Origin of the sequence: Gardnerella sp. KA00771, assembly GCF_049244045.1 — a bacterium.
Classification (GTDB): Bacteria; Actinomycetota; Actinomycetes; order Actinomycetales; family Bifidobacteriaceae; genus Bifidobacterium; species Bifidobacterium swidsinskii.
This window is the reverse complement of record NZ_CP058368.1, coordinates 1,239,470-1,266,448: the sequence shown is the minus strand read 5'-3', so window position 1 is coordinate 1,266,448 and position 26,979 is coordinate 1,239,470. Positions and strand designations below refer to the sequence as shown.

Annotated in this window: 15 protein-coding genes; 14 read left to right on the top strand and 1 reads right to left on the bottom strand. The window is 42.2% G+C overall.

Annotated features, from left to right (window positions below; all coding sequences use genetic code 11):
- The first annotated feature begins 7 nt into the window (after positions 1 to 7).
- The 14 genes from HXT57_RS05255 (at position 8) to HXT57_RS05190 (ending at position 24,806) form a co-directional block, all read left to right on the top strand.
- Entirely contained in the window at positions 8 to 4,588 is a 4,581-nt protein-coding gene (locus HXT57_RS05255; RefSeq protein WP_288231206.1) for a PD-(D/E)XK nuclease family protein, read from the top strand.
- 2 nt (positions 4,589 to 4,590) lie between these two features.
- Positions 4,591 to 8,796 carry an ATP-dependent DNA helicase gene (locus HXT57_RS05250; protein WP_421783485.1) on the top strand — a complete coding sequence of 1,402 codons (4,206 nt, stop codon included), beginning with the start codon at positions 4,591 to 4,593 and terminating at the stop codon, positions 8,794 to 8,796.
- A gap of 181 nt (positions 8,797 to 8,977) precedes the next feature.
- On the top strand, positions 8,978 to 9,664 hold the full coding sequence (locus HXT57_RS05245; protein ID WP_102703231.1) for a GNAT family N-acetyltransferase: 687 nt from the start codon (positions 8,978 to 8,980) through the stop codon (positions 9,662 to 9,664).
- Between the two features lie 61 nt (positions 9,665 to 9,725).
- Positions 9,726 to 11,120 carry an MFS transporter gene (locus HXT57_RS05240; RefSeq protein ID WP_102703230.1) on the top strand — a complete coding sequence of 465 codons (1,395 nt, stop codon included), beginning with the start codon at positions 9,726 to 9,728 and terminating at the stop codon, positions 11,118 to 11,120.
- 154 nt (positions 11,121 to 11,274) lie between these two features.
- A complete protein-coding gene (locus HXT57_RS05235; RefSeq protein ID WP_102703229.1) occupies positions 11,275 to 13,302 on the top strand; it encodes a ribonuclease J in 2,028 nt (675 codons plus the stop codon).
- A 96-nt stretch (positions 13,303 to 13,398) separates the two neighbouring features.
- Positions 13,399 to 16,014: an aminopeptidase N gene (gene pepN / locus HXT57_RS05230; protein WP_288231208.1), complete on the top strand. Its 2,616-nt coding sequence runs from the start codon at positions 13,399 to 13,401 to the stop codon at positions 16,012 to 16,014.
- A gap of 341 nt (positions 16,015 to 16,355) precedes the next feature.
- Positions 16,356 to 17,768, top strand: a complete 1,413-nt coding sequence (gene glmM / locus HXT57_RS05225) for a phosphoglucosamine mutase (RefSeq protein WP_012914425.1) — start codon at positions 16,356 to 16,358, stop codon at positions 17,766 to 17,768.
- 177 nt (positions 17,769 to 17,945) lie between these two features.
- Positions 17,946 to 18,599, top strand: coding sequence for a peptide deformylase (locus HXT57_RS05220; RefSeq protein ID WP_004107289.1), 654 nt, complete (start codon positions 17,946 to 17,948; stop codon positions 18,597 to 18,599).
- 130 nt (positions 18,600 to 18,729) lie between these two features.
- Complete coding sequence (locus HXT57_RS05215; protein WP_119504515.1) at positions 18,730 to 19,788, top strand: DUF6574 domain-containing protein; 1,059 nt, start codon at positions 18,730 to 18,732, stop codon at positions 19,786 to 19,788.
- Between the two features lie 276 nt (positions 19,789 to 20,064).
- Positions 20,065 to 20,667 (top strand): hypothetical protein, encoded by a 603-nt coding sequence (locus HXT57_RS05210; RefSeq protein ID WP_285089289.1) that lies wholly within the window; start codon positions 20,065 to 20,067, stop codon positions 20,665 to 20,667.
- Between the two features lie 112 nt (positions 20,668 to 20,779).
- Positions 20,780 to 21,070 carry a hypothetical protein gene (locus HXT57_RS05205; RefSeq protein WP_102703226.1) on the top strand — a complete coding sequence of 97 codons (291 nt, stop codon included), beginning with the start codon at positions 20,780 to 20,782 and terminating at the stop codon, positions 21,068 to 21,070.
- A 209-nt stretch (positions 21,071 to 21,279) separates the two neighbouring features.
- Positions 21,280 to 22,650, top strand: a complete 1,371-nt coding sequence (locus tag HXT57_RS05200; RefSeq protein WP_119504513.1) for an ABC transporter permease — start codon at positions 21,280 to 21,282, stop codon at positions 22,648 to 22,650.
- A gap of 74 nt (positions 22,651 to 22,724) precedes the next feature.
- A complete protein-coding gene (locus HXT57_RS05195; protein WP_119504512.1) occupies positions 22,725 to 24,044 on the top strand; it encodes an ABC transporter permease in 1,320 nt (439 codons plus the stop codon).
- A gap of 120 nt (positions 24,045 to 24,164) precedes the next feature.
- Entirely contained in the window at positions 24,165 to 24,806 is a 642-nt protein-coding gene (locus HXT57_RS05190) for an ABC transporter ATP-binding protein (protein ID WP_116994626.1), read from the top strand.
- A 500-nt stretch (positions 24,807 to 25,306) separates the two neighbouring features.
- Here HXT57_RS05190 and glnA read toward each other — a convergent pair whose 3' ends face one another.
- Entirely contained in the window at positions 25,307 to 26,743 is a 1,437-nt protein-coding gene (glnA, locus tag HXT57_RS05185) for a type I glutamate--ammonia ligase (RefSeq protein WP_004109385.1), read from the bottom strand.
- Positions 26,744 to 26,979 lie beyond the last annotated feature (236 nt).

Sequence of the window (26,979 nt, the reverse complement as noted above, 5' to 3'; positions counted from 1 at the left end):
TAAACGTATGAGTGAGGATACTGCATTACAAGCATTATTTGACGGTACGTTACGCAATTCTTCTGGCAATGTGACTAATGCGTTGCTTGTGTATGGTGCGCCGAATACTGGTAAAACGCAGTTTGCTGTGCGCGCAGCAATTTCCGGCTATAAGCGTTGGTCGCATAATGTTACTGCGATGGCTGTGCAAAATCGTGTTCTTGCTTCAAAAATTGACAATATTATTATTCGCCAAATTGGTGTAAGTAAGCAGTCTCGTCCAGTTGGCACTTTGGCTTCTTTGGCTTTTACTATCATTTCTGCTTGCTGTAAGTTAAAGAATAATCCTTCGCCTAAGCTGCTAAATGGTGCTGAGCAGGATTCTTTGCTTCGTAAAGTTTTGCGCGCACACATTGAGCATGTTATGCGTGGAGATAATGGTGATTGCAATATATGCGCGCTTTTTAAGGATTATTTTGAAACGTCTCAATGGGTTGTTCCATTAACTTGCGCAGTTTCCGCCGCTTCAGTGCCTTCTGCGCCTTCCGCAACTCCGGTTGCTCAAGCAGCTTCTTCGTCTCCAGAATTTTTGGCAGATAGATTCGATATTAACAACGCTTTTATGCATCAATTGCGCGATATGCTCGCTCGTTTAGATGAGCTTGGTATTAGCGATTTTGAAAGCGAAAATTCAGTTCTTCGCGCTCTTAGTGACGAGCAATCTTACGCCAATAATAGTGATATTTTACAAACGTCTGTGCTTATTAAACGTAGATTAACTCAATGGCGTTTGGCGTTTGCTTTGCGTGCTGAATATCGAAAAATAATTGCCGACACTTATAAGTATTCTTTCCGACTTGACGCTTCGCAACTGTTGGTTGAGGGTGCAAAATCTGCGCGCGAATTAGGAGAGCATGGTTTAGTAAATTCTTCTGAAATTCCAGCTCTTCTTGTAGTCGATGATTATCAAGATATTACTTTGGCTGGTTTGAGTTTTATTGAGACTTTGTCGAAGATTGGCACGCGTTTAGTTTTGCTTGCGAATCCGGATGAATCTGTGCAATCGTTTAGAGGAGCGTACCCGGATTATGCAATTTCTGCAGCTTTGGATGAGTTGAATGCTGCTGAGCAAACTTTAGAATATACGGGTTTTGCTGATTCTTGCGAAAATTCTTCCGACGATTCTGCCGATTTTTCTAAAAATTATTCTGCAGATCCAACTTTTGCAAATTATACCCAAGCACCTTCGATGCGTGAATTGCTCGCTTCACGCGTTTCTCTTTCGCTTACTTCGCAATATAAAACAGATGTTGCGCTCCCAAATCGCCCTTGGAAAATGCCAAAATTTGTAGGCTCCTTACCGATTGAGCCTATAGAAACCCTCCAAAATTCTAATCTCAATTCAGACGACACTGTTTTTACAGCGTTATATCGTTCACAGCGCGAGGAATTAGATGCTGTTATTTGGCAAATGAAGCAATCTCACGTAAATAATAAGCGCAAGTGGAGCGATATGGCGTTAATTGCGCACGACAATTCTACTGTTCGTCTTTTTGGCGAGCAGCTTCGCGCTTCTGGGGTTCCTGTGCGATATTCGTCAGTGACTCGCCCATTAAAAGATGAGCCGTTTGTGCAAGGTTTATTTGCGCTTATTGAACTTGCTCAATTTGCGCAGCACGGTTTTTCTGGAATTGTTGAGCAAGTAAAACATGGTAGAAGTTTGCAAAATTTGGCTTCGTGGGTGCGTTTGCGAGTTCAGAATATTATGGATAGTCCGCTTTCCGCGATTACTAAAAGTGATTCTGGATTTTACGGTGATTTAGACGTTGAAATACCTGCGAAGTTATATTCTGTAGATTTGCTTATGCGTTCTCTTTCTTCTCTTTCGGCTGTTTTAATTGAGCAAAATGGTGAAAAGAACAAGAACTTTGAATCTAATGCTCCTTTGCGAAATCTTGTTCATAACTGGGATTTGTTGCAAAATTCGCTTCATGATGCGCAAAGCAAGGCGTACGTTGAATCTCAAATTTTGGTTGATAATAGTCGTATTGATGGCAGTTCAAATGATCTTATGCCATTATCTCTCGATGCGTGCTATTTGCTTTGTGTAGCAGATGTTGCACGTTCTATAGATGATGATTCTACAGTGTTGCAAATATTGCAGAATATGGCTCCTCGAAATCCGCACGTTGCAGCTTTTGTAAAACTGTGGAAAAACGTGCAAATTCTCGCTTCTCGTATGCGCAATAATCCTGATTTGAGTAATGCTCAATACGCTCTTGGTGAGGCTTGGAATATTTGTCATGTTGCTGAGCGTTGGCAGCGTATGTCTTTACAGCATAATTCGGAAGGTTATCGAGCTAACGATCGCTTGGATGCTGCAATGCGTCTTTTTGATTATGTTTCTTCATATGTTTCTTCTGATATTTCTTCAATGAATACGTTTGACGATACTTTTAGACAAGAAAATGTTGTAAGTATTGCAGATTTTATAGCTCAAGTTCGTGGCATGGAAATTGAAGCTGATTCTCTTGCTAAAGTAGCACCTGTTCCAGATGCTGTAACGCTTACTACTCCTGCTGGTTCTGTTGGAAAACATTGGAATCTTGTGTGGATGCCTACTTTGCAACAACGTGTGTGGCCAAATCTTGCTTCTCGTAGCACTATGTTTGGCGCAGAAAGTTTAGCGAATATTATTTTGCATTCTAAGATTTCTGCTTCTAAATTGACTGTGAATGCGTCACTTCTTTCGAATAATGATAAATCTGCAGTTTTTGCTTCGGAACAGCGCAGTTTTTTGTTAGCTATTACGCGCGCAACAGAGCGTTTGTATATAAGCGCGCAATATAGCGATAGTGCTGTGCCAAGCGACTTTCTTTATTATTATTTGCCTGAAAGATACTACAATAATGAAAATTCGCGCACGCCTTTTACGGAATTTACTACACCTTTTGCCGGTTTAGATATGGATGTTCGTGGACTAGTGTGTGCTGCTCGTTCGCAAATTTTGCGTGCTTCTTCTATGAAAGAAGAGTTTGGAAATAGTGTAGGTAATGCAGATAGTGCAGATAGTGCAAGTAGTTCCGATAGTGAGAATAGTAAGTCTAGAAATGCGATTATTGATGCTGCTCAAACGTTGCAATTACTTAAAGAAAATGGAGTATTTTGCGCTGATCCTTTTGAGTGGGATTTTATGAGCGATGTAGATGACTATGTTGATGAGAAATCTTCTGTTGAAAAAGACAATGAAAAAAATAATGAAAAATATAATGAAAAAGCTAGCTCTGCTAAAAAAACTAACTCTGTTGTAAGCTTGTCTCCTTCAGCTGTAGATAGTTTGTGGGCATGTCCTGTGTGTGGATTGGTAAATCGTCAGCTTTTAGGTCCTCAACCCGGCAGCGCAGCAACGTATTTTGGCACGCTCATTCACGAAACTGCAAGATGGGCAAGCGAAAATCAGCATTACGATATGCCAGAAACTGAAGTTGATGAAACTGAAACAGCGAATAATTCAGCCGACTATTCTCCCTACTCTCCGCTTGTGCGCCGCAGTAACGCAATCGCAAATCTTATGGAAAAGTATTACCTAAGTATTGCGCCTGAACTTGCAGATATTCGAGATAGTAAGGAGCATTATTCGGCTCTTGCGCGTGAGAAGAATATTAAACGTGCGTTACATGCAATTGCGCAATATTTTGTCACTTCTTACGATCAATCAACATATGCGCTTAACTCAAAAAAGTCAGAAAACGGCATATTAGAATCTCTTACAAAAAGCGAAAAATCTTTAGAAAGTAGCATAGGTAGATTGCAACAAGCGTATTGCGAATTGCAAACAAGCGCGCATTTTGGATTTAATGATATTGCTCGCGTATTGAACAATACTTTTAAGAATGCAAATTTGCAAACCGTTACTACGCATGATTGCTACGAATTGATGGGTGCTTTAGTTGGAGGATGGCCGGATGGCGCAAGTGAAGATATGCAAGTACATATTCACGGTCGAATTGATCGCATGGAAAAGCGCATCAATTCAGATGGTTCTGAGCATATTCGCTTACTGGACTACAAAACAGGAAAGCCTTTAACAGCAAGCGGAGTTTTTAACGATTTGCAGCTAGTTTGTTACCAGCTTGCTTTACTTTTTTCTGATGAAAATCCGCTTATTGATGCATCGAATGCGCCGATTATTTCGCGAAGTATTCTATTTCACGTTGCTAAGAACGATTATCCTGCTCAAGATCATAACGTTGCTGAAAACGTGTATCAGCCGCCGCTTTGCGTAAAAAATGCTTTCAATAATAATCCGCTTGAGTTACGAGTTGGATTCAAAAATATGGCAAGATTGTTAGATTGTCCGCATCTTGACGATATTGCGAAGAATTGTCCAGAAAATGTAAGCGAAAGCGCTTGGCAGTCATTTACATCATTAAACCAAAGTGCAAAATGGTCTCTTACTATGATTTCGCGCGTTTGCTATGCTGCTGCGGCAGTTCGTTCGCATAAGATTATTGCGCACCCAACTTCTGAACACTTAAAGTATTGCAACGGAAAACAAGTATGCCCAGCATGCGCAGGTTGTATAGACACTGTATATGAGGTGTTGTAGTTATGATTGATAAAACAAATAAGCAATTTACTCGCAAGAACACCGATAGCGCGGAGCAAGCTGCAGCAATTCAAGCACCAACAAATAAGAACATGATTATTGTTGCAGGAGCTGGAAGCGGCAAAACGTATACGATGACTCGTCGAGTTATCGACCTTATTGAGCGCGGAGTTGCTCCTGAAAGTATTTTGGGTTTGACTTTTACTAATAAAGCAGCTTCTGAGCTGCTTGCAAGAGTTGCTCAAGCTGTAAGTCAGCATAGTAGCGAAATAAATAAGCTTATCAATAACGGAAATTCCGCATCTTCAAGTGGCTTTTTGAAGCCAGAAGTAATGACATACGATGCTTTTTTCCAGTCAATTGTGCGCCAATATGGTTTGCTTGTTGGATTTGATCAAAATACGCAACCTTTAAGCGATGCAGGTGCGCGCGAATTAATAAAACCGCTAGTAAACGATTATGTTACTAATCATGCGGAAGTGCTGTCTTGGTATAGTTTTGATGCGCTTATTGACGACGTGCTTGCGCTCGCAGCAGATATTTCATGCTCGATGATTGGCATAAATAGCAGGGGAGAGTCTATAGATAGCACGTCTAAAGCTGTTTTAGAAATTCAGAAGTGGAATAACGCTTGGATTGAGCATTTGCAAAAAGCAATTAATTGTGCTGAAACTACTGAAATAATTGCAAAAAAGCCTAGCTCTATTAAATTGCGTCGCGGAAAAAACGATTCAGATGAAAAATATTTCGAAAAGTGCGAAAATTACGGAAAAGAATACGTAGAATACCTGAATATTACATTAAAAAATAAGTGTTATGAATCTTGTAATAACTTGCTTGAAGCTGCTGAGAAGCGCAATGTATTACTTGAATTAGTTTTGGCTTTTGACGCAGCAAAGCAGCGCGCAAATATGGCGCAATTTAGCGATTTTACTATTGCTGCATACCGTTTGGTGACGCATTTTCCTTCTATTGCAGAGCAGTATCGCCGCCAATACAGCCAAGTTTTGCTTGATGAATATCAAGATACTTCTACAACTCAAGCAATGCTGATTGCAACGCTGTTTCATAAAAAAACTAGCGGTGTGGAAGAAGCTAGCGTTGCTGCGAAAACTAGTGAAAATCAAGACTTTTTAACTACTCAACAAACGCATATTGCTGCAGTAGGTGATCCGTTCCAAGCTATTTACTCGTTTAGAGGAGCTAGTTCCGGAGCTTTCAGAAAGCTTGAGCAAGCACTAAATATCGACCAGTCAAGTGAGTTTTCTCTTACTAGAACGCGACGCAATTCGCAGCTTATTTTAAAAGCTGCAAATTCTATTACGAAACCTTTGCGAGTGCCTGCGCTTCGCCATAGTAGTTCACTTGCTACAGAAGTAGAAGTGAAAAACTTGCAATACTTAGATAATGCACCAAAAGGTACTTTTAGTGTGTTAAATATGCCTACGCAATATCAAGAAGTAGAAGCCGTTGTGCGTTTTGTAAAATATGTAAAACATAATGCGCTATCTGAAAACGACGATACTAATTCTGCATCTGCTCGAGTTGCAGTTCTTTTCCGTAGCAAAAATAATATTCCGTTATATGAAGAAGCATTACAAAAAGCAGGTTTACGCACTCTTACTGTTGGGTATTCTGCATTGCTTGAAAAACCAGAAATTCGAGATGTTTTAGCTCTTCTTTCTGTTGTTGCAGATCACACAAATACTCAAGCTTTGATGAGATTGCTTGCAACTCCTCGTTTTGCGCTTAATACTGACGATTTGGCTGCTATAGCTAATATTGCAACATCAAAGAATATCGAATATGTTTTTCGTGCTTTAGTGCAAGCAGGTTTAGTAAACGCTGAAACTCCTCGCTCTAAGTGGTCGCAAGTTGTTCGAGAACAGCAATCTCAAGCTTCGCAAACCAATAGTATTCATGGTGGAGTTTTTGTGGCGGATGTTTTGCTTGAAGCATACGAAACGCAACTAAGCGAAGAAGCAAAAAATAACGACAACAATAACAATAATTTGCTTTTTGAGCTAAAAAATAATTTAAGCTCTAAAGCTTATATAGCAGTGTTAAGAATAGGGCAAATGATTCATGCAATACAACGTGCTCAATCTGGCTCTTTGCAAGATATTATGCGCGTTGCTGTAGAAACGCTTAACGTTGATATTGACGTTGCGCTATCTCGTGCGCTTATGAATGATACTTCCTCTAATGCAACGCTTCTTGACGATATGCACTCTACTGTCGATTCTATTTGTTTACTAGCAGACGCGTATTTGCAAGAAATGAGCGATTTTACAACTCCTACTTTGCATGGGTTTATGTCTTGGATTTTCAATATAGACAAAATTAACGATCAACCTTCTTCAGTGGATGAGGCTGCGGATGTCGTATTGATGACTATTCACCAATCGAAAGGTTTGGAATGGCCTGCTGTAGCGATAGTTGGGCTTAATGAAGGCGCGTTCCCAAGTAATCAAGGCGATAATTTGCGCGTAATAGCAACGCAACAAAGTGGCGTGTACAGGGAAAGGGCATACGCAACGCTCGAAGTTGCTTCAAAAGTGCCTGTTTCTATGAGAGTGGATGCAAACATATTGCCAAGATTCCCTCACGATGTTGATCTTGAAACTAGCATGGAACCTCAAAAATCTTTGAAAAATATGTTAACTGTAGACGATATCGACGCAGAAGTTTATGGATCAAGAGCTAGAGAAATGTTTGATTTGGCAGAAAAATTCCATGAGCATGAGCAGGCTCCAGTAGAAGCGATTCCTTCAGAAGCTAGCAAAGTGTATGACGCTGTGATGAAAACTGGCACATTGCCTCTTTCACAAGTCGAAGAGCGTGGGCGCGCTTTGCATATTGACGAGCGTCACCTTATGTATGTTGCTTTGACGCGTGCTAAATTCGCAGCATTGCTCACTTGCAGCCAGTCTAATGCTATGAGCGTTGTTGAGAATAAAGAAAATTTTGCCAATAGTGCAGCTTCTTCTGTAGATGAATCTTCAAATATTTCAACTTCTAGAGTTAAAAAACCTTCTGTTTTTTGGCAGGAAATGTATGATTCAATGCGCGAATCTGAAGAATCTCCGGTTCAGGCCACAGCTAAGGTTTCAGATTCTTCAAATCAAGTAGGTTATGTTGTAGGGGAGTCAGCTTCGCAACTTGCGCAATTATTTAGCGAGGAAAGCACTATTCCAACTGAAGATAATGAGAAACAATTATCTTGGCCGAGTGCATCTAGTGAAGCTATACGTAGTGTATTGCAAAAATCTGCGCAAGACGTTGTAAATTCAAAAATGAGTAATCAAATTTCTGGTATTTCAAAAGATAATTCTTTGCTTTACAAAGCTCAAGCTTTGCTACAAGATGCAGATTTAATGCCGAAAATTGATTGGTATCACAACATTCAAGAGTTAAAAAACAGAGCAGAGCAGCTTTCTAATGTTGAAAATGTCAATGTGACTGCTGTGCAAAGGCGCGCTATGTTTCGTAGTGATTATTCGCGCGCGAATGAAGATTTTGATGATGCGGATGCTAAGCGTTTGCGGAAGGAATGGATGGCAATTATTCGCCCTATTCCTAGCGTTTCTTCGCCTGCTTCTGATTTGGGAACGCGTTTTCATGCTTGGGCTGAACAGTTTGTAAAAGCTTGTTGCGTGAATAAAAATCCTATTCAGTATGACGTTGATGAAAACGTTGATGAGAATGCTGTTGAGAACGTTGCTGAAACTTGCGAGAATATTTCGCAAAATGCAAAATCTTCGGAGCGCAAATTGTTGATATGGAAGCAGCGTTTAATAACATCAAAATGGGCGCATCGCCGTCCTATAGCAGCAGAGCAGCCGATTGTAGCTCATGTTCCAGAATTAGGCGATCAAATTATTAATGGCAAAATCGACGCAATATTTGCAGGTGGTTTAAATCCAGAAGATCCAAGCAAATTGTACACGATAGTCGATTGGAAAACCGGAAGAAAACCAACCAAACCACAAGATATTGCGCTTAAACTTGGCCAGCTTGACTGGTATCGTCTGCTTTTGTCTCTTATGACTAAGGTTCCGCTTGATGCTATCGATGCCACCCTTTATTATGTGAACATATCGGATGAATGTGAACGGGAAATTCATGCCGAGCAAAAAACGAAAGATGAGATCCTTGCCGAGTTACACTCTGACACGTTAATCTCCCTCGATGATGATGACGCATAAATGTTGCTATTGCAATCATTTTGTCGCAATTTATTTGCTGCAATTTTTGTTTGCTGTAACGTATTTTGCGCCGCGATTGAAACGCATCGTGCATCACTTCGAAAACGTGCAGATTCCTCGTGCAGTGTGTGTGGGCGGGCATACGCACAACATCGATTTGAGTATGAAGTAAGGAAGAATCATGACTGTTGAATTTCGTTCTGTAAAACTCAGTGATATTGATGCAATGGTTAAAGAATATGAACGTACTTGGGGTATTGCGCAAAAAGTTGGGAAAGATGCTTCGTTAAGTCTTTCTCGAAGATGTGTGTTGCATTACTTAGAACCTTCAACGCATGGTACTATTGCTGAAATAGATGGTAAGTTTATGGGTCTGCTTTTGGCGCGAGTTTTTGACGCACCTGTTTTATTTCCAGAAGTAGGGAGAATGCTTCGCGAGCAAGAAGCCACAATGAAAGAAAATTGTGACAAAAACTATGCTCTCGCTTTAGAAGAAGCGTACGGCATGCGCGCGTTGGAAACTAAACTTGAAGCGAAATCTCATATCAATAATTTAACTCAAGCGGAATTGGAGCTTTTCCTTGTTTCTCCAGATGCTCGTGGGCATGGTGTTGGTGGAGGCTTGTGGAAGCGAACAATGCATATGCTAAGAAATAACGGAGTAAATCGTTACTATTTACATACTGATTCAGCGTGTGACGTAAGCTTTTATGATTATCACGGGCTTAGAAGAGATGCTTCTTTTATGCGCTCGGATCATCCTTATGAAGCTAAGAACGTGAAATCTTTGGTGGATGACTTGTATATTTACTCAGGTGAGCCGAGAGTTCGTTCAAAGCAAGCAAATGCTCGTTCTAAAACGCGTTAATAAAAATATGCAAATGTATAACGTTGCGTGACTTGCTTGACAAAAAGGAGCAAAGAAATATATGTCGTCCCAAACGGCAACTAAGAAAGCATCGGTATTTTCTCAATATTCTAGATTATTTTCATTTAATGGAGCTAAAGCGTTTTGTGTAGCAGGCGCGATTGCGCGTTTGCCAATGTCTATGATTGCGTTGGGGATTGTTCTTGCATTAAACCATTTGTATAACAACTGGACTATTGCTGGAGCAATGTCTGCGTCGTATGTGCTTGCACAAGCTGCGGTAACTCCTGTGTATGCTAAGCTTTTTGACCGTTTTGGTCAGCGTAAAGTTGGAGTTATTGCGCTAAGTGCACAAGTAATCGCTATGATTTCTTTTGCATTTGCAGCTTTATTTAAGGTTCCTCTTGTTTTGCTTTTTGTGTTAGCAATTGTGATGGGTGTAACTCAGTTTGCTTTTGGCGCGTTGGTGCGTACTCGTTGGGCTTATACATTGCGTGCAGAAGATGACGATTCTTTATTAAACGTTGCTTATGCGTTGGAATCTGGTATCGATGAAATTGTGTTTATATTAGGACCTATTTTAGCCGCGTGGTTAGCAACTTCTGTGCACCCTGTTTCGCAATTATTCGTGCCAGTATTTGCAAGTGGATTGGGCGGAGCTTGGTTCTTTTCTCTAAAAAATACTCAACCTGCTGTGCTCAAAGTAGTGGAAGTTCCAACTGCTGCAGCTGAAGATGTTGATGTATTAATCGCTTCTCAAAAAGAAGATGAAATTTCCAAAGATTATGTGGCATCTCAAAAGCAAGAAGCGAAACGCTCATTTGTAGACAAATTTAGTCTTAAGCAATTGCATAATCATCGCTCAAAAAAGCGCGGTAAAAACGTGCTGCTTTACCGCGGCATTATCCCGCTTGTGCTCATGTTTGTTGTATTTAATATGAGTTTTAGTGCATTTGACGTGTCTGTAACAGCTGCAATGAAAGCTCAGGGGCTTGATCATTTCATTGGTATGCAGTTGGCATTGTTTGCATGTGGTTCGCTTGTGGGAGCGATTATTTTTGGATCGCATAAATTCCGTGGTTCTGATTGGTCACATCTGATTGTATTTTTGACTGTTCTAACTGTCGGATTTATGCTTATGAGTCTTAATATTGACAGACTTATGTTTATGAGCGTTTTTGAAGTGCTTTCTGGCTTATGCGTTTCGCCAATTTTTGCTACTGGAAATCTTATTGTGAAAGCAACTGTTCCTGAAGAATCGCTTACGGAAGGTCTTTCATGGCTACCAACTGCGTCTGCTGTTGGCTGTTCTTTAGGCTCGATGGCTGCTGGAGCTGCAATCGACTCGTGGAATTCGCATGCCGGAATGATGGTTCCATGGATCTCAACAATGGCAGCTATACCTATCGCCACGCTTGGCTGGTTTATTGTAATGGTGCTTAAAAAGCGACATTAACTGCGCACGTGTGTAAAGTTTCTGCCGTTTTCTCGCTTTAATCCGACCGAAATTTTACAGCTGCGTAAAGTTTCTGCCGCTTCAGTGACAAAAGCTGAGTTGAGTCCTAACGGTACACTAGAAAGAAGTGCGCAATATCGCAAGATGTAGTGAGATGAATATGAAAATAGAATATGATGAACGTACTGAGGAAATTCTTGCTGAAGTAGTACGCGATGCGTTGCAATCTGACGCTGATAATATGCGTTCTCTTAATAACCAAGAATCTTCTGCGTCGTCTAAGCAAATTCGACAGTCGGTGAAAAAAGTGAATAAAAAAATGTCTGCTGATACTTCAACTAAATCAGTATCTACTAAAGATGTAAAAACTGCTAAAACTAAATCAACTAAAAAAGCTAAATTCAACAAAGAAACTAAAACAGAAAATGCAAAGTCATCAACTCGTAGAACAGGAAATGTTCTTCCTCCTGTAGTTAACGATCAAAGAGAAGGTGCTCTTATTGCGCCGCCAAAGTATCGTAAAGGATCAATGCGAATCGTACCGCTTGGCGGTTTGGGTGAAATCGGCCGCAATATGAACGTAATTGAATATAACGGTCATATTTTGCTTATCGATTGCGGTGTGCTATTCCCAGAAGAAGAGCAGCCAGGCGTTGATTTGATTCTCCCAGATTTTCACTACATTCAGGATCGTTTAGACAAAGTTGAGGCATTGGTTTTAACGCACGGTCACGAAGATCATATCGGTGGTGTGCCTTACCTTCTTAAAATGCGTCCTGACATTCCGTTAATTGGTTCTAAGCTTACTTTGGCTTTTGTTGAAGCAAAGTGCCAGGAGCATCATATTGAGCCGAAACTTACTCGCGTTGAAGGCCGCGATAAGATGAAAGTAGGTCCGTTTAATCTTGAGTTTATTACGGTGACGCACTCGATTCCGGACGCGCTTGCTGTTTGTGTTAAAACGCCTGCTGGAACTTTGATTGATACTGGCGATATTAAGCTCGATCAGCTTCCTCTTGACCATCGTATTACTGATTTAGTTGAGTTTGGTCGCTTAGGTGAGCAGGGCATAGATTTGCTTATGGCTGATTCCACTAATGCTGAAGTTCCAGGATTTGTAAAGCCTGAAACTTCGATTGGTCCGGCTTTGGATCGCGCTTTTGCTGAAGCTACGCGCAAGATTATTGTTGCTAGTTTCTCAAGCCACGTGCATCGCGTGCAGCAAGTGGTTGACGCAGCTCACAAGTTTGGCAGAAAAGTTGTGTTCGTTGGCCGTTCGATGGTTCGCAATATGTCAATTGCTGCGGATTTAGGCTACTTGCATATTCCTGAAAACACGGTTGTGGACTTAAAGCAGGCCAAGGATGTTCAAGACGACAAGCTCGTATACATGTGCACTGGTTCACAAGGCGAGCCTATGGCTGCACTCGGGCGTATTGCAGATGGCAATCACCGAGATATTACTGTTAATGAGTTCGACACTGTTATTCTTGCAAGTTCGCTTATTCCAGGAAATGAGCACGAAGTTTATAAGGTTATTAACAAGCTTGTGCAGTTGGGTGCGCGTGTAATCAACAAAGATAACGCTGCAATTCACGTGTCTGGTCATTGCAATGAAGGCGAGTTGCTGTACTTGTACAACATTGTGAAGCCAAAGTGCGCCATGCCAATTCATGGTGAGCATCGTCACTTGGTTGCAAACGGATTGATTGCAGTAAAAACTGGCGTTGAACCAAATAACGTTGTGCTTGCTGAAGACGGCGATGTTGTGGATTTGTATCATGGCAATGCTGCAGTTGTTGGTTCTGTACCATGCGGTTACGTGTATGTTGATGGTGATTCTGTTGGTGAGCTTACAGATGAAGAGCTTGAAAAGCGCAGAATTTTGGGCACGGAAGGTTTCGTATCGAGCTTTGTTGTAGTTGATACAGAGCACGCTGACGTTGTTTCTGGTCCAAAGATTTTCTTGAATGCTGTTGCTGAAGACGAGGCTGATTTTGAGAAGGTTCGTCATCAAATTGTTGAACAGTTGCAGGATGCGATGATGCGCGGTGAGCACGATACTCATAAGTTGCAGCAGATTATGCGACGAACTTTGGGTAGTTGGGTTGCTCGCGCTTTGCGCAGGAAGCCTATGCTCGTGCCGGTAGTTGCGGATATTGCAAAAAATAATCAAGAATAATCAAAAATAAAGAAAATATTCGCAATTATTTGTAAATAGCTAAAAATAATCGTAAATATAATCAAAAATAAGAAAAATATAAGGAAGGTACAAAATATGCCAGGAGCAAATCTGACTCGCGTAGAAGCTCAAGAGCGTTTCGACGCTATCCAAATGCCAATTCACTACGATGTTGCGCTCGATTTAGGAAAAGGCGGACGCGATTTTACTTCGCGCACGAAGATTGAGTTCGATGCTAAAGCTGGTAGCGCAAGCTTCCTCGATTTAATTGCAAACAGCGTAGAATCTGTGGTGTTAAACGGTACCGCTCTTGACGTTTCTAAAGTTTTTGCAGACAGTCGAATTGAGCTTGCAAATTTGCTTGAGCATAATACCGTAGAAGTTGTAGCAAACTGCCAGTATTCCAACACGGGCGAAGGTTTGCACAGAAGCGTGGATCCTTCCGACGGAAACGTTTATTTGTATACTCAGTTCGAAGTGCCGGATGCTCGCCGCGTTTATGCTGTGTTTGATCAGCCGGATTTAAAGGCTGTTTTTGACTTTACGGTGGACGCTCCAGAAAGTTGGATTGTGACTTCCAATATGCCAGTTAAAAGCGAAACCGCGTTGGAAGGCCGCGAAACTGAAGCAGGCACTTTGGAAAATGGCGCTGTAGAAGGCATGAAGCGTTGGGTATTCGAGTCAACTCCAAAGATGAGCTCCTACTTAACTGCTATCTGCGCAGGCCCTTACGCGCAGTGGCACACAACTTACAACAATGAAGACGGTCGCGTAGTTCCAATGGCAATGTACTGCCGTCAGGCACTTAAAGACGCTTTTGCAAAAGACGTTGACTACTTGTTCGATATTACGAAGAAAGGTTTTGCTTTCTACGCTAAGACTTGGGGAGTGCCGTATCCGTACGCAAAGTACGATCAGATTTACGTTCCAGAATATAACGCTGGAGCTATGGAAAACATTGGTATGGTCACGATTCGCGACCAGTACGTGTTTGAATCCAAAGTCACGGACGCTTATGCTGAGCGCCGCGTTGTAACAGTTTTGCATGAGCTTGCACACATGTGGTTCGGCGACTACGTGACCATGAAGTGGTGGAATGATTTGTGGCTTAACGAATCCTTCGCAGAATTCACTTCTACTCTTGCAACTGCTGAAGCAACCGAATGGCATGACGCTTGGAGCACTTTCAATTCCGGCGAAAAAAGCTGGGCACTTAATCAAGATCAGCTTCCAACAACGCACCCAATCGTGGCTCCAATCAACGATTTGAATGACACTTCCGTCAACTTCGACGGCATCACTTATGCAAAGGGTGCTTCTGTATTGAAGCAACTCGTAGCGTATGTTGGTCGCGAAAAGTTCTTTGAAGGAATCCACAACTATTTGAGCAAGCATGCATACAGCAACGCAACTTTGGCTGATTTGTTGCACGAGTTAGAGCTTACAAGCGGACGCGATTTGAAGGCTTGGAGTGCTCAATGGCTTGAAAAGGCTGGAATTAATACGATTTCTACTGAAGTCGAAGAAGCAGGTGACGGCACTATTGCTTCCTTGCGTTTGCATCAGAGCGCGCCAGCTGAGCATCCTGTTCTTCGCGCGCACCGTTTGGCTGTTGGATTCTACAATGTAGACGAAGCAACTGGTGAAATTAAGCGCACAAAGCGAATCGAACTTGACGTTGACGGCGAAGTGACGGAAGTTGTTGAGGTGCGCGGCGAGAAAATGCCTGCGCTTATTCTTGTAAACGACGACGATTTAACTTATACGAAGCTACGTTTTGACGCAAAGTCGCTTGAATTTGCTGCCGAAAACTTGTATCGTTTCAAGGATTCTTTGACTCGCTCGCTTATTTGGCTCGCATTGTGGGATATGACTCGCGACGCAGAATTCCCAGCAGAACGCTTTGTGGAACTCAGCCTTAAAGCTTTGGCAACTGAGCGAGAATCAACTACTTTCCGCTATGCTCTTGGTCAAGTGAAAGTAACTGCAAGCCACTACGTTGTTCCAGAGCGTCAAGCAGAAGTTGCAAAACATGTTGCTCACGAATTGTGGCAGTTGGCTTTGGCAGCTTCGGCTGGTTCCGATGAACAATTCCAGCTCGTTAAGGCTTATCTTGGATACGGCGAAGTTGGAGATGCCGAGTTCTTGCGCGTAGCTAACGGATTACTTGACGGTTCCGTGAATCTGGAAGGCTTGGAAATCGACAACGACTTGCGCTGGAGCATTCTTATTGCACTCGCAGGCGTGAATGCTTTGGACGAAGCTGGAATTGACGCGGAACTTCAAAAGCGCGACACGACTGAGAATCGCGAATACGCTTACCAGGCTCGTGCAGCTCGCTCAACTGCAGAAGCTAAGGATTGGGCTTTTGAACAGGCTTTGCGTAATCTCGATTTGACGAATATGCAAATGGGCGCTGTGGTTGCTGGCTTTGCAAGCACTGCTAAAGGCGATTTGGTTAAGCCTTACGTTGATCGCTACTTTGCTGAAGTTGAGTGGATTTGGAAGAACCGCACCTTCCACATGGCTGAAGCTTTGATCGAAGGCTTGTATCCTGTGTATGCGCCGGTTGAGGAGCTGGTTAAGCACGGTGAAAAGTGGCTTGAGGCTCATGCTGATGCAGATCAGGCTTTGCGTCGCATGGTGCTCGGCAGCCTTGATTCTTCTCGCCGCACGCTTAAGGTACAGCATTACAACGCTTCCTTGTGCTAGTGCCTTAATTAATGTGGCGCGAGTTTTGCGCGACGACCTGCTTTCGCGCAGCATTGTGCGCGCGAAAGCAACTCGGAGCGTGAGCTTGCTCAGGTGGAAAGTCCAGTGGACTTTCCACGCAAGCTCAGCAGCGAGAGCGTTAACCGCGCGAGCGTTGGCCAATTTGTGGAACATTTTCCGGAGTTTTTCCGGCTTTTGTACCACAACCATGTGCGGAGAAATTTTTTATAGCGCGTTATGTAATGTTACGAGTAAGATGGCAAACAGTGTGTGACGCGCTAGTATGCGATGTTGTTTGCTTGCGCGCAGGATGAAGTGATTTTTGCGAAAGAGGCTTTATTATGCCAAGAATGTTTGGTACTGACGGTGTGCGTGGATTGGCGAACCGAGATTTAACAGCGCAACTTGCGTTAGATTTGGGTGATGCTGCAGTGCGCGTTTTAGGGGATAAGCACGCGCCGGTTGCATCTAGCTCTAATGAAAGCGAGACTTCCTCTCACGCTCGCCGTCGCGCGCTTATTGGCAGAGATACGCGTGTTTCTGGTGATTTTCTAGCTTCTGCTCTCGCTGCTGGCATGAGTGCTGGCGGTTTTGATGTTATTGATGCTGGAATTATCCCAACTCCTGGCGTTGCTTTCCTCACTTCCGTGCTTAACGTTGAAATGGGTGCTGTTATTTCTGCGTCGCATAATCCTATGCCAGATAACGGTATTAAATTCTTTGCGCGCGGAGGTTTTAAGCTTCCAGATAGCAAGGAAGATGAGATTGAGACTGTGCTTGGTCAAGATTGGGAGCGTCCAACTGGTGCTGGTGTAGGTCGAGTCAGCCATGATACTACTACAGCTACTAACTTGTATATTGATCATTTAGTTTCTGCTGTTGCGCCTTTAAGCAATGGTTCTACTACGCGTCCAAAGCCTCTTGCAGGCTTGCGTGTTGTAGCAGATTGCGCGAATGGTGCTACTTCTGTTGTTGCTCCTGAAGCTCTTCGTCGCGCTGGTGCGGAAGTAATCGTAATTAACGCTTCTCCTGACGGCTACAATATTAACGATCACGCAGGCTCGACTCATCCTGAGCAGCTGCAAGCCATGGTTAAAGCTTCTAAGGCTGATTTAGGCGTGGCTTTTGACGGTGACGCCGACCGCTGCTTAGCTGTTGACGAGAACGGCAATATGGTTAATGGCGATCAAATTATGGGTATTCTTGCTCGCGCAAAGCAGGCTGAAGGTAAGCTGAATCACGATACGCTCGTTGTAACTGTAATGAGCAATCTTGGCTTAAAGCTTGCGCTCAAAGATATGGGCATTTCAACAGTGCAAACAAACGTCGGCGATCGCTACGTTCTTGAAGAAATGCTTAAGCATGATTATTCACTCGGCGGCGAGCAGTCTGGTCACGTTATTAATCGCGAATTTGCAACAACCGGTGACGGTACGCTTACTGCTTTGACTTTGTGCCGTGAAGTTGTTCGTTCAGGCAAGAAACTTTCGCAAATGGCTGCAGACTTCCCGCAGCTTCCGCAAGCTCTTGTAAATGTGCCAAATGTAGATAAAATGGCTTCGAAAACTAACGCAGCTGTGCTTGCAGCTGTTGAGAAAGAATCGAAGCTTCTTAGAGATACAGGTCGCGTGCTTTTGCGTCCTAGTGGCACAGAGCCGCTTGTGCGCGTTATGTGCGAGGCTGCAACTCAAACTCAGGCAGATGAGGTTTGTGCTCGTCTTGCTCAAGTTGTGGTCGATAATCTGAAGCTATAAGCTTACTTATTTTTTGCGCCTGCTATTTGCTTACATTTCAGTCGGCTCTAGCAGTGCGCAAATAATTTTGATACACTTATATCTTTAGTGCGGCTTTCAAATTCTGCTCGCAGCATGTAGATTTTGTATGTTTTCGCGTTACTGTGCGCGTTACTTAAAACGGTGAAAAGGAGTCCTATGTTTACGCATCACGCAAGTGTTGATACTAAGCTCAGTCGCGCTGTTGAGCGCTTGCTTGATTCCGCTACAGAAGACGGCATTTTGCCGATTGTGCAAGCAGGTGAGCCTGTTCTTCGCCAGCGCACTGTGGCATATGACGGCCAGCTTACACGTGCTACTCTCACAAAACTTATTTCTCTTATGCACAGCACAATGCTGGAGGCTCCAGGCGTAGGTTTGGCTGCTCCACAGATTGGTTTAGGTCTTGCGATTGCTGTTATTGAAGATCATGTTCGTGACGATGAGGATGATCCTCGTGACATTGCAGAGCTTCCGTTTAGAGCTATTATTAATCCTCATTATGAGCCTATTGGTACGCAAACTCGTAGTTTTTATGAAGGTTGCTTAAGTGTTTCCGGCTATCAGGCTGTACGTCAGCGTTGGCTTGATATTCAGGCTACTTGGCAGGATGAGGACGGCAAACAACATTCCGAGCGTTTGCATGGTTGGCCTGCGCGTATTTTCCAGCACGAAACTGATCATCTTCGCGGCGAACTTTATATTGATCGTGCGGAAATGCGTTCACTTTCTACCGACGAAAATCTTGAAGATTATTGGGCAGATGAAGCAGTTCCTGTAGCTGCTGCTCGCACTCTCGGTTTTGCAATATGATTTTAAAGTTTTAAAAATTATTGCAGTGTCGTTTTGTGCATTTCAATAGTAGTAATAGAATACTCATGTGTGTTTTTGTAATTTACTACTTGAACGCGAGTATTTACTACATTGAATAAAGGAGAGACAAATGAAGGTTTGTTCTCAATGCGGTACAGCAAACAACGATTCCGCAAAGTTCTGTAAGGGTTGCGGTAATAATGTTGAATCCGCTCAACCAGTAGCTCAGCCTGTACAACCTGTGTCTCAGGCTCAGCCAATGGCTCAACCAATGCAGCAGCAGCCTGTTCATATGGCTCAGCCTATGTTTGCAAATTCTCAGCCGGCTCAGCAGTTTGCGTCTCAACCGGCTCAACCGCAGCCAACTCAGCCAATGCAACCTGCGTACCAGCAGCCAGCTCAGCCAATGTTTGTTCAGCAGAATCCGCAAATGACTCACCCAACTCAACCGGCTCAACCGATGATGCAGCAGGCTCCAGCAATGCAAGGTGCTCCTCACTATACTCAGCCAATGAATCAGATTAATTCTGAACAGATGGTGGACTTCTTCCATTGGCTTCTTAGCGCAATTAAGAAGCCTTCTCAGAGTTACCATGTATCTAGCTTGTACGCTGTGCTTGTGTTTGTAATTAGTGCTCTTGTATCTGCAATCCAAACTTATTCCACGGTTCAATCTGGTGCCAACATTTTCAACTCTTTTACTAAGGTTGGCACTAACTTACTTTCGTCAATGTGGGAGCGTTCTATTTCTGCTCCACGAGTTTCCGTGCCTATTTCCGTATTCATTGCCGCTTTCTTCGCAGCAATGATTAGCGTTTACATGACATTCGTTGTGGCTTTGATTGGTGCAAAGATGTTTGGTGACCCAATGTCTGCCAGCCAGTTGCATGTTCAGTTCGCTCAGAAGATGGTTCCGATTGTAACAATTCAGATTTGCGCAGCATTGCTTGGCATTCTTACTCTTTCGACTCCGTCTGTGTTCTTGCAAATCTTTGCAGGATTCTTGACATTGCTTCTTCCATTCTCCTTCGTATCTCACGCTGAATGCACGCGTAAGATAGATCGCGAATGGTTGTGGGTTATTTACGTGTTAGTAGCTGCGATAATTCTTATTATCGTATTCTGCGTCACTATGGGAATCGTAACAAGTGCTATTTCTTCCGCAATATACGGAGCTTTATTGCACTAAAAGAATTTTGCTAATCTAATTAAATAATTCTATAAAAGCTTTTTAATAGAGTGTTTTTCGTAAAATTTGCGTCAGTTTAGCAAAATAACTTAAAAATAAAAATAACTTGGAAAAATTTTATTTCAAAAGTGCTTAGCGTATGAATAATATGCTAAGCACTTTTGTGAAATATTAGGAGTTAATATGAATTGCACTCAATGTGGAAGCCCTATAGATAGTGTCTCAACGTAGTGCTCAAATTGTGGCGCAAAAGTAGAGGATAATACACAGCAGCCAGTGGCGCAATTTAATCAGCATGAATCTCAAGCGCAGCAGTTTGCTGTAAATACGTATCAGACGCAAACTAATAACACCGTTTTGCCAAATAACGTAAATAACGTAAATAATGCGAATTTCTCAAATAACTCTGATATAGCTTCAGTAAAGATGAGCAAAAAGAATAAAATCATCCTTATCATAATTGGAGTTTTAGTGGTAGCTCTTGGTACTGCATATTATGCAATTCAGAACTATGTTTATTCTCCAGAAGCTACAATTAAACAATACGTGAACGCTCTGGAAAGCGGAAACTTTACAGAAGCAAGCAAACTTGTTGACTGGTCTCCTAACGATATTCAAGAAGGTTCTCGCATCCTTTTGACTAATGAAGTTGGCAGCAAAGCTAAAAATCATATTGAAAATCCAGTAATTACCAACATTAGCTTTGATTCCAGTGTAGTCTCCTACAGAATTAATGGGAAAGAGAATAAAATGTCGCTTCAAGTCTCTTATCCTAAAACTGAGTGGCTTATATTTAAGTCATATAAGCTGTATCCTCGTGTAAACATTATGTATTTAGATATTCCAAACAGGATTAAAAAATCAAAGTTAACGTGCTAGCAAGAAGCTAGAGAAGAAAATTACCAGTGCTGTTAAAAAGCAAATTAAGCAGTGCATTAGTGCATCAAATGGATCAGCAGTCCCTGCAAAGATTTGTGTTTTTGGCACCTCCTTGCGTAAGAAGAACTTAGGATTCTTTACATCCTACGACTATTCATATTCAGATGTTAAGAGAAGTGTTAACGGATATCCTAAACTTACATCCATTGATCCAGAAAGTGGAAGTTTCTCTACAGAAGGATTTGAAGAAACTGTAGAGTTCCGTCGTAAGGCTAGTAACGAAGACGAATGGCATGATGGTAATTCTGTAAGCAGATTCTATATCAACGAATCATTTAAAATCAAAGGCAACGACGTAAATATTAAGTTTGAGAACAATACATATCAAGAACAAGATTATTAAGGATAAGTATTAAATAAAACTCGTTGCCGCTTTGGACACTCGTGCAGCGCTCCGACCTGCCTGAGTGCTGTGTTAGTAACGAAAAGCCGACCCCGCAAAATCGTAGGGTTGGCTTTTCGTATGTCGATTATAAGTGCGTATATGCTATACTGGCATATCGTATGTTCGCATACTATATAAAGTTATTTTTCAATGAAGAAAGGTAGTCGATGACGTTTATCTCTCGTGCAATACGCTACATTCTGAGGAAACGAATAAAAACAGCGATAGTTTTCATTATTGTATTTCTTATTTCGACATTGTTATTTTCTACTTCTGCAGTTTCAAGTGCTGCAGGTAGAGAAGGAGAAAAAGTTGAAGCGCAAGCAGAGTCTAGTTTTGTGCTCGCAAATAACCCTCAAATAAACCCTGGAACTCCTAGAGGAGCTGGAACTGTAAAACCTAAAGATGTACAGGCAATTGCAAAATTAAATGGAATTGCTTCCTACGTTGTTCGACAAAATGTAACAGCGGATTTAGTTAATGCTAAAGCGGCAAGAATTCCAGGCGTTCAGGATTATGATCAAAAGCGCGAGCAGCAGTTTGGAAATGCCGTTAATATTGAAGGGACGAATGACTCTACTGGTTTAAATACTTTTAAAACAAAAGCAATAACTATGTCTAAAGGCAAGCATCTTATTGCTAATAACGTTCATGCATCACTGATTCATGAAGATCTCGCTAAAGCTAACGGATTACATGTAGGAGATACTCTTACGCTTCGCGCTAATCCTTACGATGCTGACAATATTCAACAATCAACAGCAACAGTAAAAACTCGTATTGTTGGAATTTATGCCGGAGCAAATAAGCGTCAAGTCGCAACTAGGGCGGAATTGACAGCTAATACCGTGTATACGGATTTGCAAACTACTCGCGAATTATACAAATATGAGCCTGGAAAAGAAATATATCAGGATGCAAGTTTTAGAATAAAGCGCGGCGAGGATGTGGATAATATTATGGCTCAAGCTGCGAAATTGCCTATTGATTTGCAAAACTATCAACTAACTCGTGACGATCAGTTCGTTTCTGGTTTGTTGAAAGCAGCAAAGGGAGTGCGCTCAATAATGACTGTTACAACAATTGCTGTTGTATCATTCGCTATTATTGCTTTGGCATTAGTGCTTTTGCTGTGGATGAATGAGCGACGTAATGAAATTGGTGTTTTTGTTGCAATTGGCACTGGCAAATTATCTATAGTTGGTCAATATCTTGCTGAGATTGTGCTTATTTCAATACCTTCGTTGATTGTGGGTTACCTTTTTGCAAAAGTTATAGCTCCGTTGATGGCTAATGTTGCTCTTGGCTCTGTGCAATCATCAGCGGCCCGTGAATTGAGTAATATGGGTCAAGCTGGTGGAAATCTTGAATCAACTTTGGCAACAAAAACTTTGGAAACACTTAGCGTACAAGTAGACGCTCAGTGTTTTGTCGGAGTTTCTACAATTGTTGGTGCAGTAATCGTTATTGCAGTTGTGTTGTCTTATTTGCCAATTATATGCAAATCTCCTCGTGAGCTCCTCGGATTGCAAAAGTAAAACTATGCTGTTTGGCGGCATAGTTTTCATAATTCGTCGTATGAAAGTTATTTGAAAAGTTAGTGAGTAACATTATGAATGGTGAAGTAATTTCTTTATGTGCTCGAGCGAAACTTGCAATATTGCGCAAACCTCGACGTAACGCAATAATTGTGCTGATTATGACTCTTGTTTTAAGTGCGCTAGTTTCACAAGCTGGTATCAGTGCTTCTGTTGAGGGTGTTAGGGATCGTATTCAATCCAGTATTGGTTTAGGTTTTACTGTACGAGCAAAAACTCGAGGTGAAACTCTTCCAGAGCAAAGTAATACAAATTCTAATTCTGTTGCTACGTCTAATTCTCCAATTCCACAAGATTTGGCCGCGAATGAAGGAATTGACTCTAGTCAAATTCGTAAATTTGCTGCGATTTCGGGCGTAAAAACTGTAGTGGAAGAGCGCGATGTTTTAGCTACGCCTGTTGGAAAGCAACTTGTGCTTCCTGCGCAGGGTCCAAGACTAGACGATGATGTTTTGGCTCATGCTGCTGGAATTACTGGCACAACAGATTCTCGATTGTCTCAGGGTTTTCAAGAGGGATTATACCGTTTAGAGCAGGGTGAGCATATTACTAATCGTTCTTCTGGTAGAGCAATAGTGCATCGTGATTTTGCTAAGAAGAATAATCTTAATATTGGTTCTACTATAATTCTTAAGCAGGGGTTTAATGTAAAAGTTCGTGTTGTTGGCATCTTTGCCGGCAAATTGCAAACTAAAGGAGCACTTCCTTCGGATGCGTCAGAAAATCGCATATTTACTGACTTAAGTTCGGCGTTGTCTTTGGCTGGTTCTTCTAAGCGAGGTGTTTTGCGTTGTGTTGTTGAGCGTTCTGATTTATTAGCTAATGCAATACGGCAGGCTAAAACTATTGCTGGCAAGTGGGCGGATGTAGAGCAGAATGCTTCGCAATTGTCTGATGTAATAAGCTCGGTTAACTCTGTGCAACAACTTGTGCGAATGATTTTTGTGGCACTAAGTTTTGTCGGTATTTTAGTGCTTGGACTTGTATTAGTGTTCTGGGTTAGAGGACGTATGCACGAGATTGGCGTACTTATGTCTATTGGATTATCTAGAGCAATAATAGTTAGTCAATTGCTTGTTGAAATAACGATACTCAACATTGTGTCATTCGTCATTTCGCTAGGCTTCGGTGCTGCTTTTTCTGGCGTTATTGGTTCTGCGATTTTGCATAGTGCTGATTCGTCATTTATTGCGGATGGTATGCCAGTATTGCCATTGTTGCAAACTCTTGCTGCTTTTGTTATTGGTTTGCTTATTTCAATAGTTGCGTTGATTGTTGCAGTGCTGCCAATATTAATAAAGAAGCCTCGGCAAATACTAAGTGCTATGAGTTAGCAGAAATGTAGTTGCGTATGTGAATTTTCTACTAAAAACACAATCACAAACAGCGCAATCGTATAAATGAAACAAATCTTATAAATCATATTTAAATTATGTAAAAATAAGGAGCTTATTATGTCGGCTTTATTGCAATTAAAAAATGTGAAGTACACTTACGGACCTGCAAATATTGCGGTACTAAATGACGTGAATGCTGAGTTTGAAGCTGGCACTATGTACAGTATCATGGGAGCTTCTGGAGCCGGAAAGTCTACTATGCTCTCACTTTTAGCTGGATTAGATACTCCGTATAGTGGCGAAGTGCTTTTTAATGGTGAAAATATTGCAAAAACAGGATATGTTGAGCATCGCAAAAAACATATTTCACTTGTTTTCCAGAATTTTAATCTTATTGACTATTTGACGCCATTAGAAAATTTGCGATTAGTAAATTCACATGCTGATGTTCAAGTGCTAATAGATCTTGGATTAACTGAAGAAGAAGCAAATCGTAACGTCACTAAACTTTCTGGTGGTCAACAGCAGCGTGTTGCAATTGGACGAGCTTTAGTATCTTCTGCTCCGGTAATTTTAGCTGATGAGCCTACTGGAAGTCTTGACCCTGCTACTACTAAAGAAGTTATTGCAATATTAAAAAATGCTGCTAGAGAGCATGGCAAATGTGTGATTGTTGTTACTCATGATTCGAAGGTCGCCTCTCAAGCTGATGTAAAATACGTGCTGAAAAATAAACAGCTAACGCGACAATCTGCTTGAGCGCCAAAACAGGCGATTTTGGGACACTAGTGCAGTACGCTTACTGCGCGAGTGTCTCTGTTTGGTGATTTTGGGACACTAGTGCAGTTGAGTTACTGCGCGCGTGTCCGATTTCGCTTGTTTTGGGACACTCGTGCAGCGCGCTTACTGCGTTAGTGTCTGAAAACTGTCGTTATGGGACACTCGTGCAGATTGCGCTCGCGCTATAAGCGCTCGCTTACGAAACTCGCGTTGGAAGTCCACTGGACTTCCAACGCGAGCGAGTTTCCGCTCCGAGTTGCTTTCGCGCGCGCTTTGAAGGAGCTTGAACTCAACAGGATTTCAAGCTCCTTCAAAGCGTGATTTGGCTCAATTGTGAAGCACGGTGTGCTTCACATGCCAAATCAGCCGAACGGCTATGCCGTGAGGAATAAGCGCTCAAGCAGGTCGTCGCGCAAAACAAAAAGCCGACTCTGCGAAATCGTAGAGCCGGCTTATTGCTAGAATAACTTAACTACAAATCAGATGTGGAAGTAAAGCTCATACTCGAGTGGAGTTGGAGCCAAGCGAGCCATATCCATTTCCTCATGCTTCAAATTCAGCCAAGTTTCAATCAAGTCGCTAGTAAATACGTCGCCTTGCATAAGGAAGTCGTGATCCTCTTCCAAAGATTGCAAAGCTTCACCAAGCGAAGAAGGAACTTGCTTAATGCCGTCATGCTCCTCTGGAGGAAGCTCGTACAAATCTTTATCAACAGGGGCAGGAGGCTCAATATGGTTAATAACACCATCCAAACCTGCCATAAGCTGAGCGGAGAATGCTAAGAATGGGTTGCATGAAGGATCCGGTGCACGGAACTCAATACGCTTAGCAGCAGGTTCTGTACCAGCAAGAGGGATACGAATAGCTGCAGAACGGTTACGAGCAGAGTAAACCAAGTTGACTGGAGCTTCGTATCCTGGAACCAAGCGATGGTAAGAGTTAAGCGAAGGATTCGTAAATGCAAGCACAGAAGAAGCGTGCTTAATCAAGCCGCCAATGTACCAACGTGCAATATCAGAAAGTTGAGCGTAGCCAGTTTCCGCATAGAACAATGGCTTGCCATCTTTCCAAAGCGACTGATGGCAGTGCATGCCAGTGCCGTTATCTCCAGCAATTGGCTTTGGCATAAATGTTGCAGCCTTACCAGCTAAAGCAGCAGTTTCATGAACCACATACTTGTATTTCATCAAATCATCGCCAGCATGAACAAGCGTATTGTAACGGTAGTTGATTTCCTGCTGACCTGCGCCGCCGACTTCGTGGTGAGAACGCTCAAGAATCAAACCAACTTTTTGCAAGTTGTAAACCATGTCATCGCGCAAATCCTGATTGTGATCTACTGGTGGCACAGGGAAGTAGCCGTGCTTTACGCGATTCTTAAAACCAATATTGTTGCTACCGTCATCTTCAGTGTCGATGCCAGAATTCCAAGGAGCTTCGTTAGAATCAACCTCATAGAAGGAGCGCTGCATGTCGTTAGCAAAACGCACCTTGTCAAAGATGAAGAACTCAGCTTCAGGGGCAAAGCTTGCAGTGTCAGCAATGCCAGTTGATTTCAAATAGGATTCTGCTTTAATAGCGACCTGACGAGGATCCCTAGAATATGGCTCATCTGTTACAGGGTCAACAATAGAGAAAGCAACATTCAGAGTCTTATGCTTACGGAATGGGTCAATATAAGCAGTGTCAACATCTGGAATAAGCTTCATATCTGATTCGTTAATAGCCTGGAAGCCTTGCATTGAAGAACCATCGAACGCCATTCCATCAGTGAAAGCGCTGTGTAAGAACTCGTCAGCAGGAACAGTAAAGTGCTGCTGAACGCCAATTAAATCAGTAAATCGTACGGATACGTACTCAATGCCTTCCTTTTCAATAAGGGCTGCGGCATCTTCTTTAGTTTGCAAAGTGGTCATGGTCACCATTCCTTTCTTAAAAAACCCAGTAATGAGTTTATGACTATGAATGCCATTTTGGATTTCAGCGACTCGAATATCTCGTTACGTTTGTGTTACATAATGTTACGTGTAGTTGCGTAGATGCGCATAATTGCAATCGTTTAGTAGGAAATAGTAGAAAATTGTAATAAATAGTAATAAATAGCGTAACTATTAAGTATTACAAAAATAGTTACCATTACATGCCGCTAATT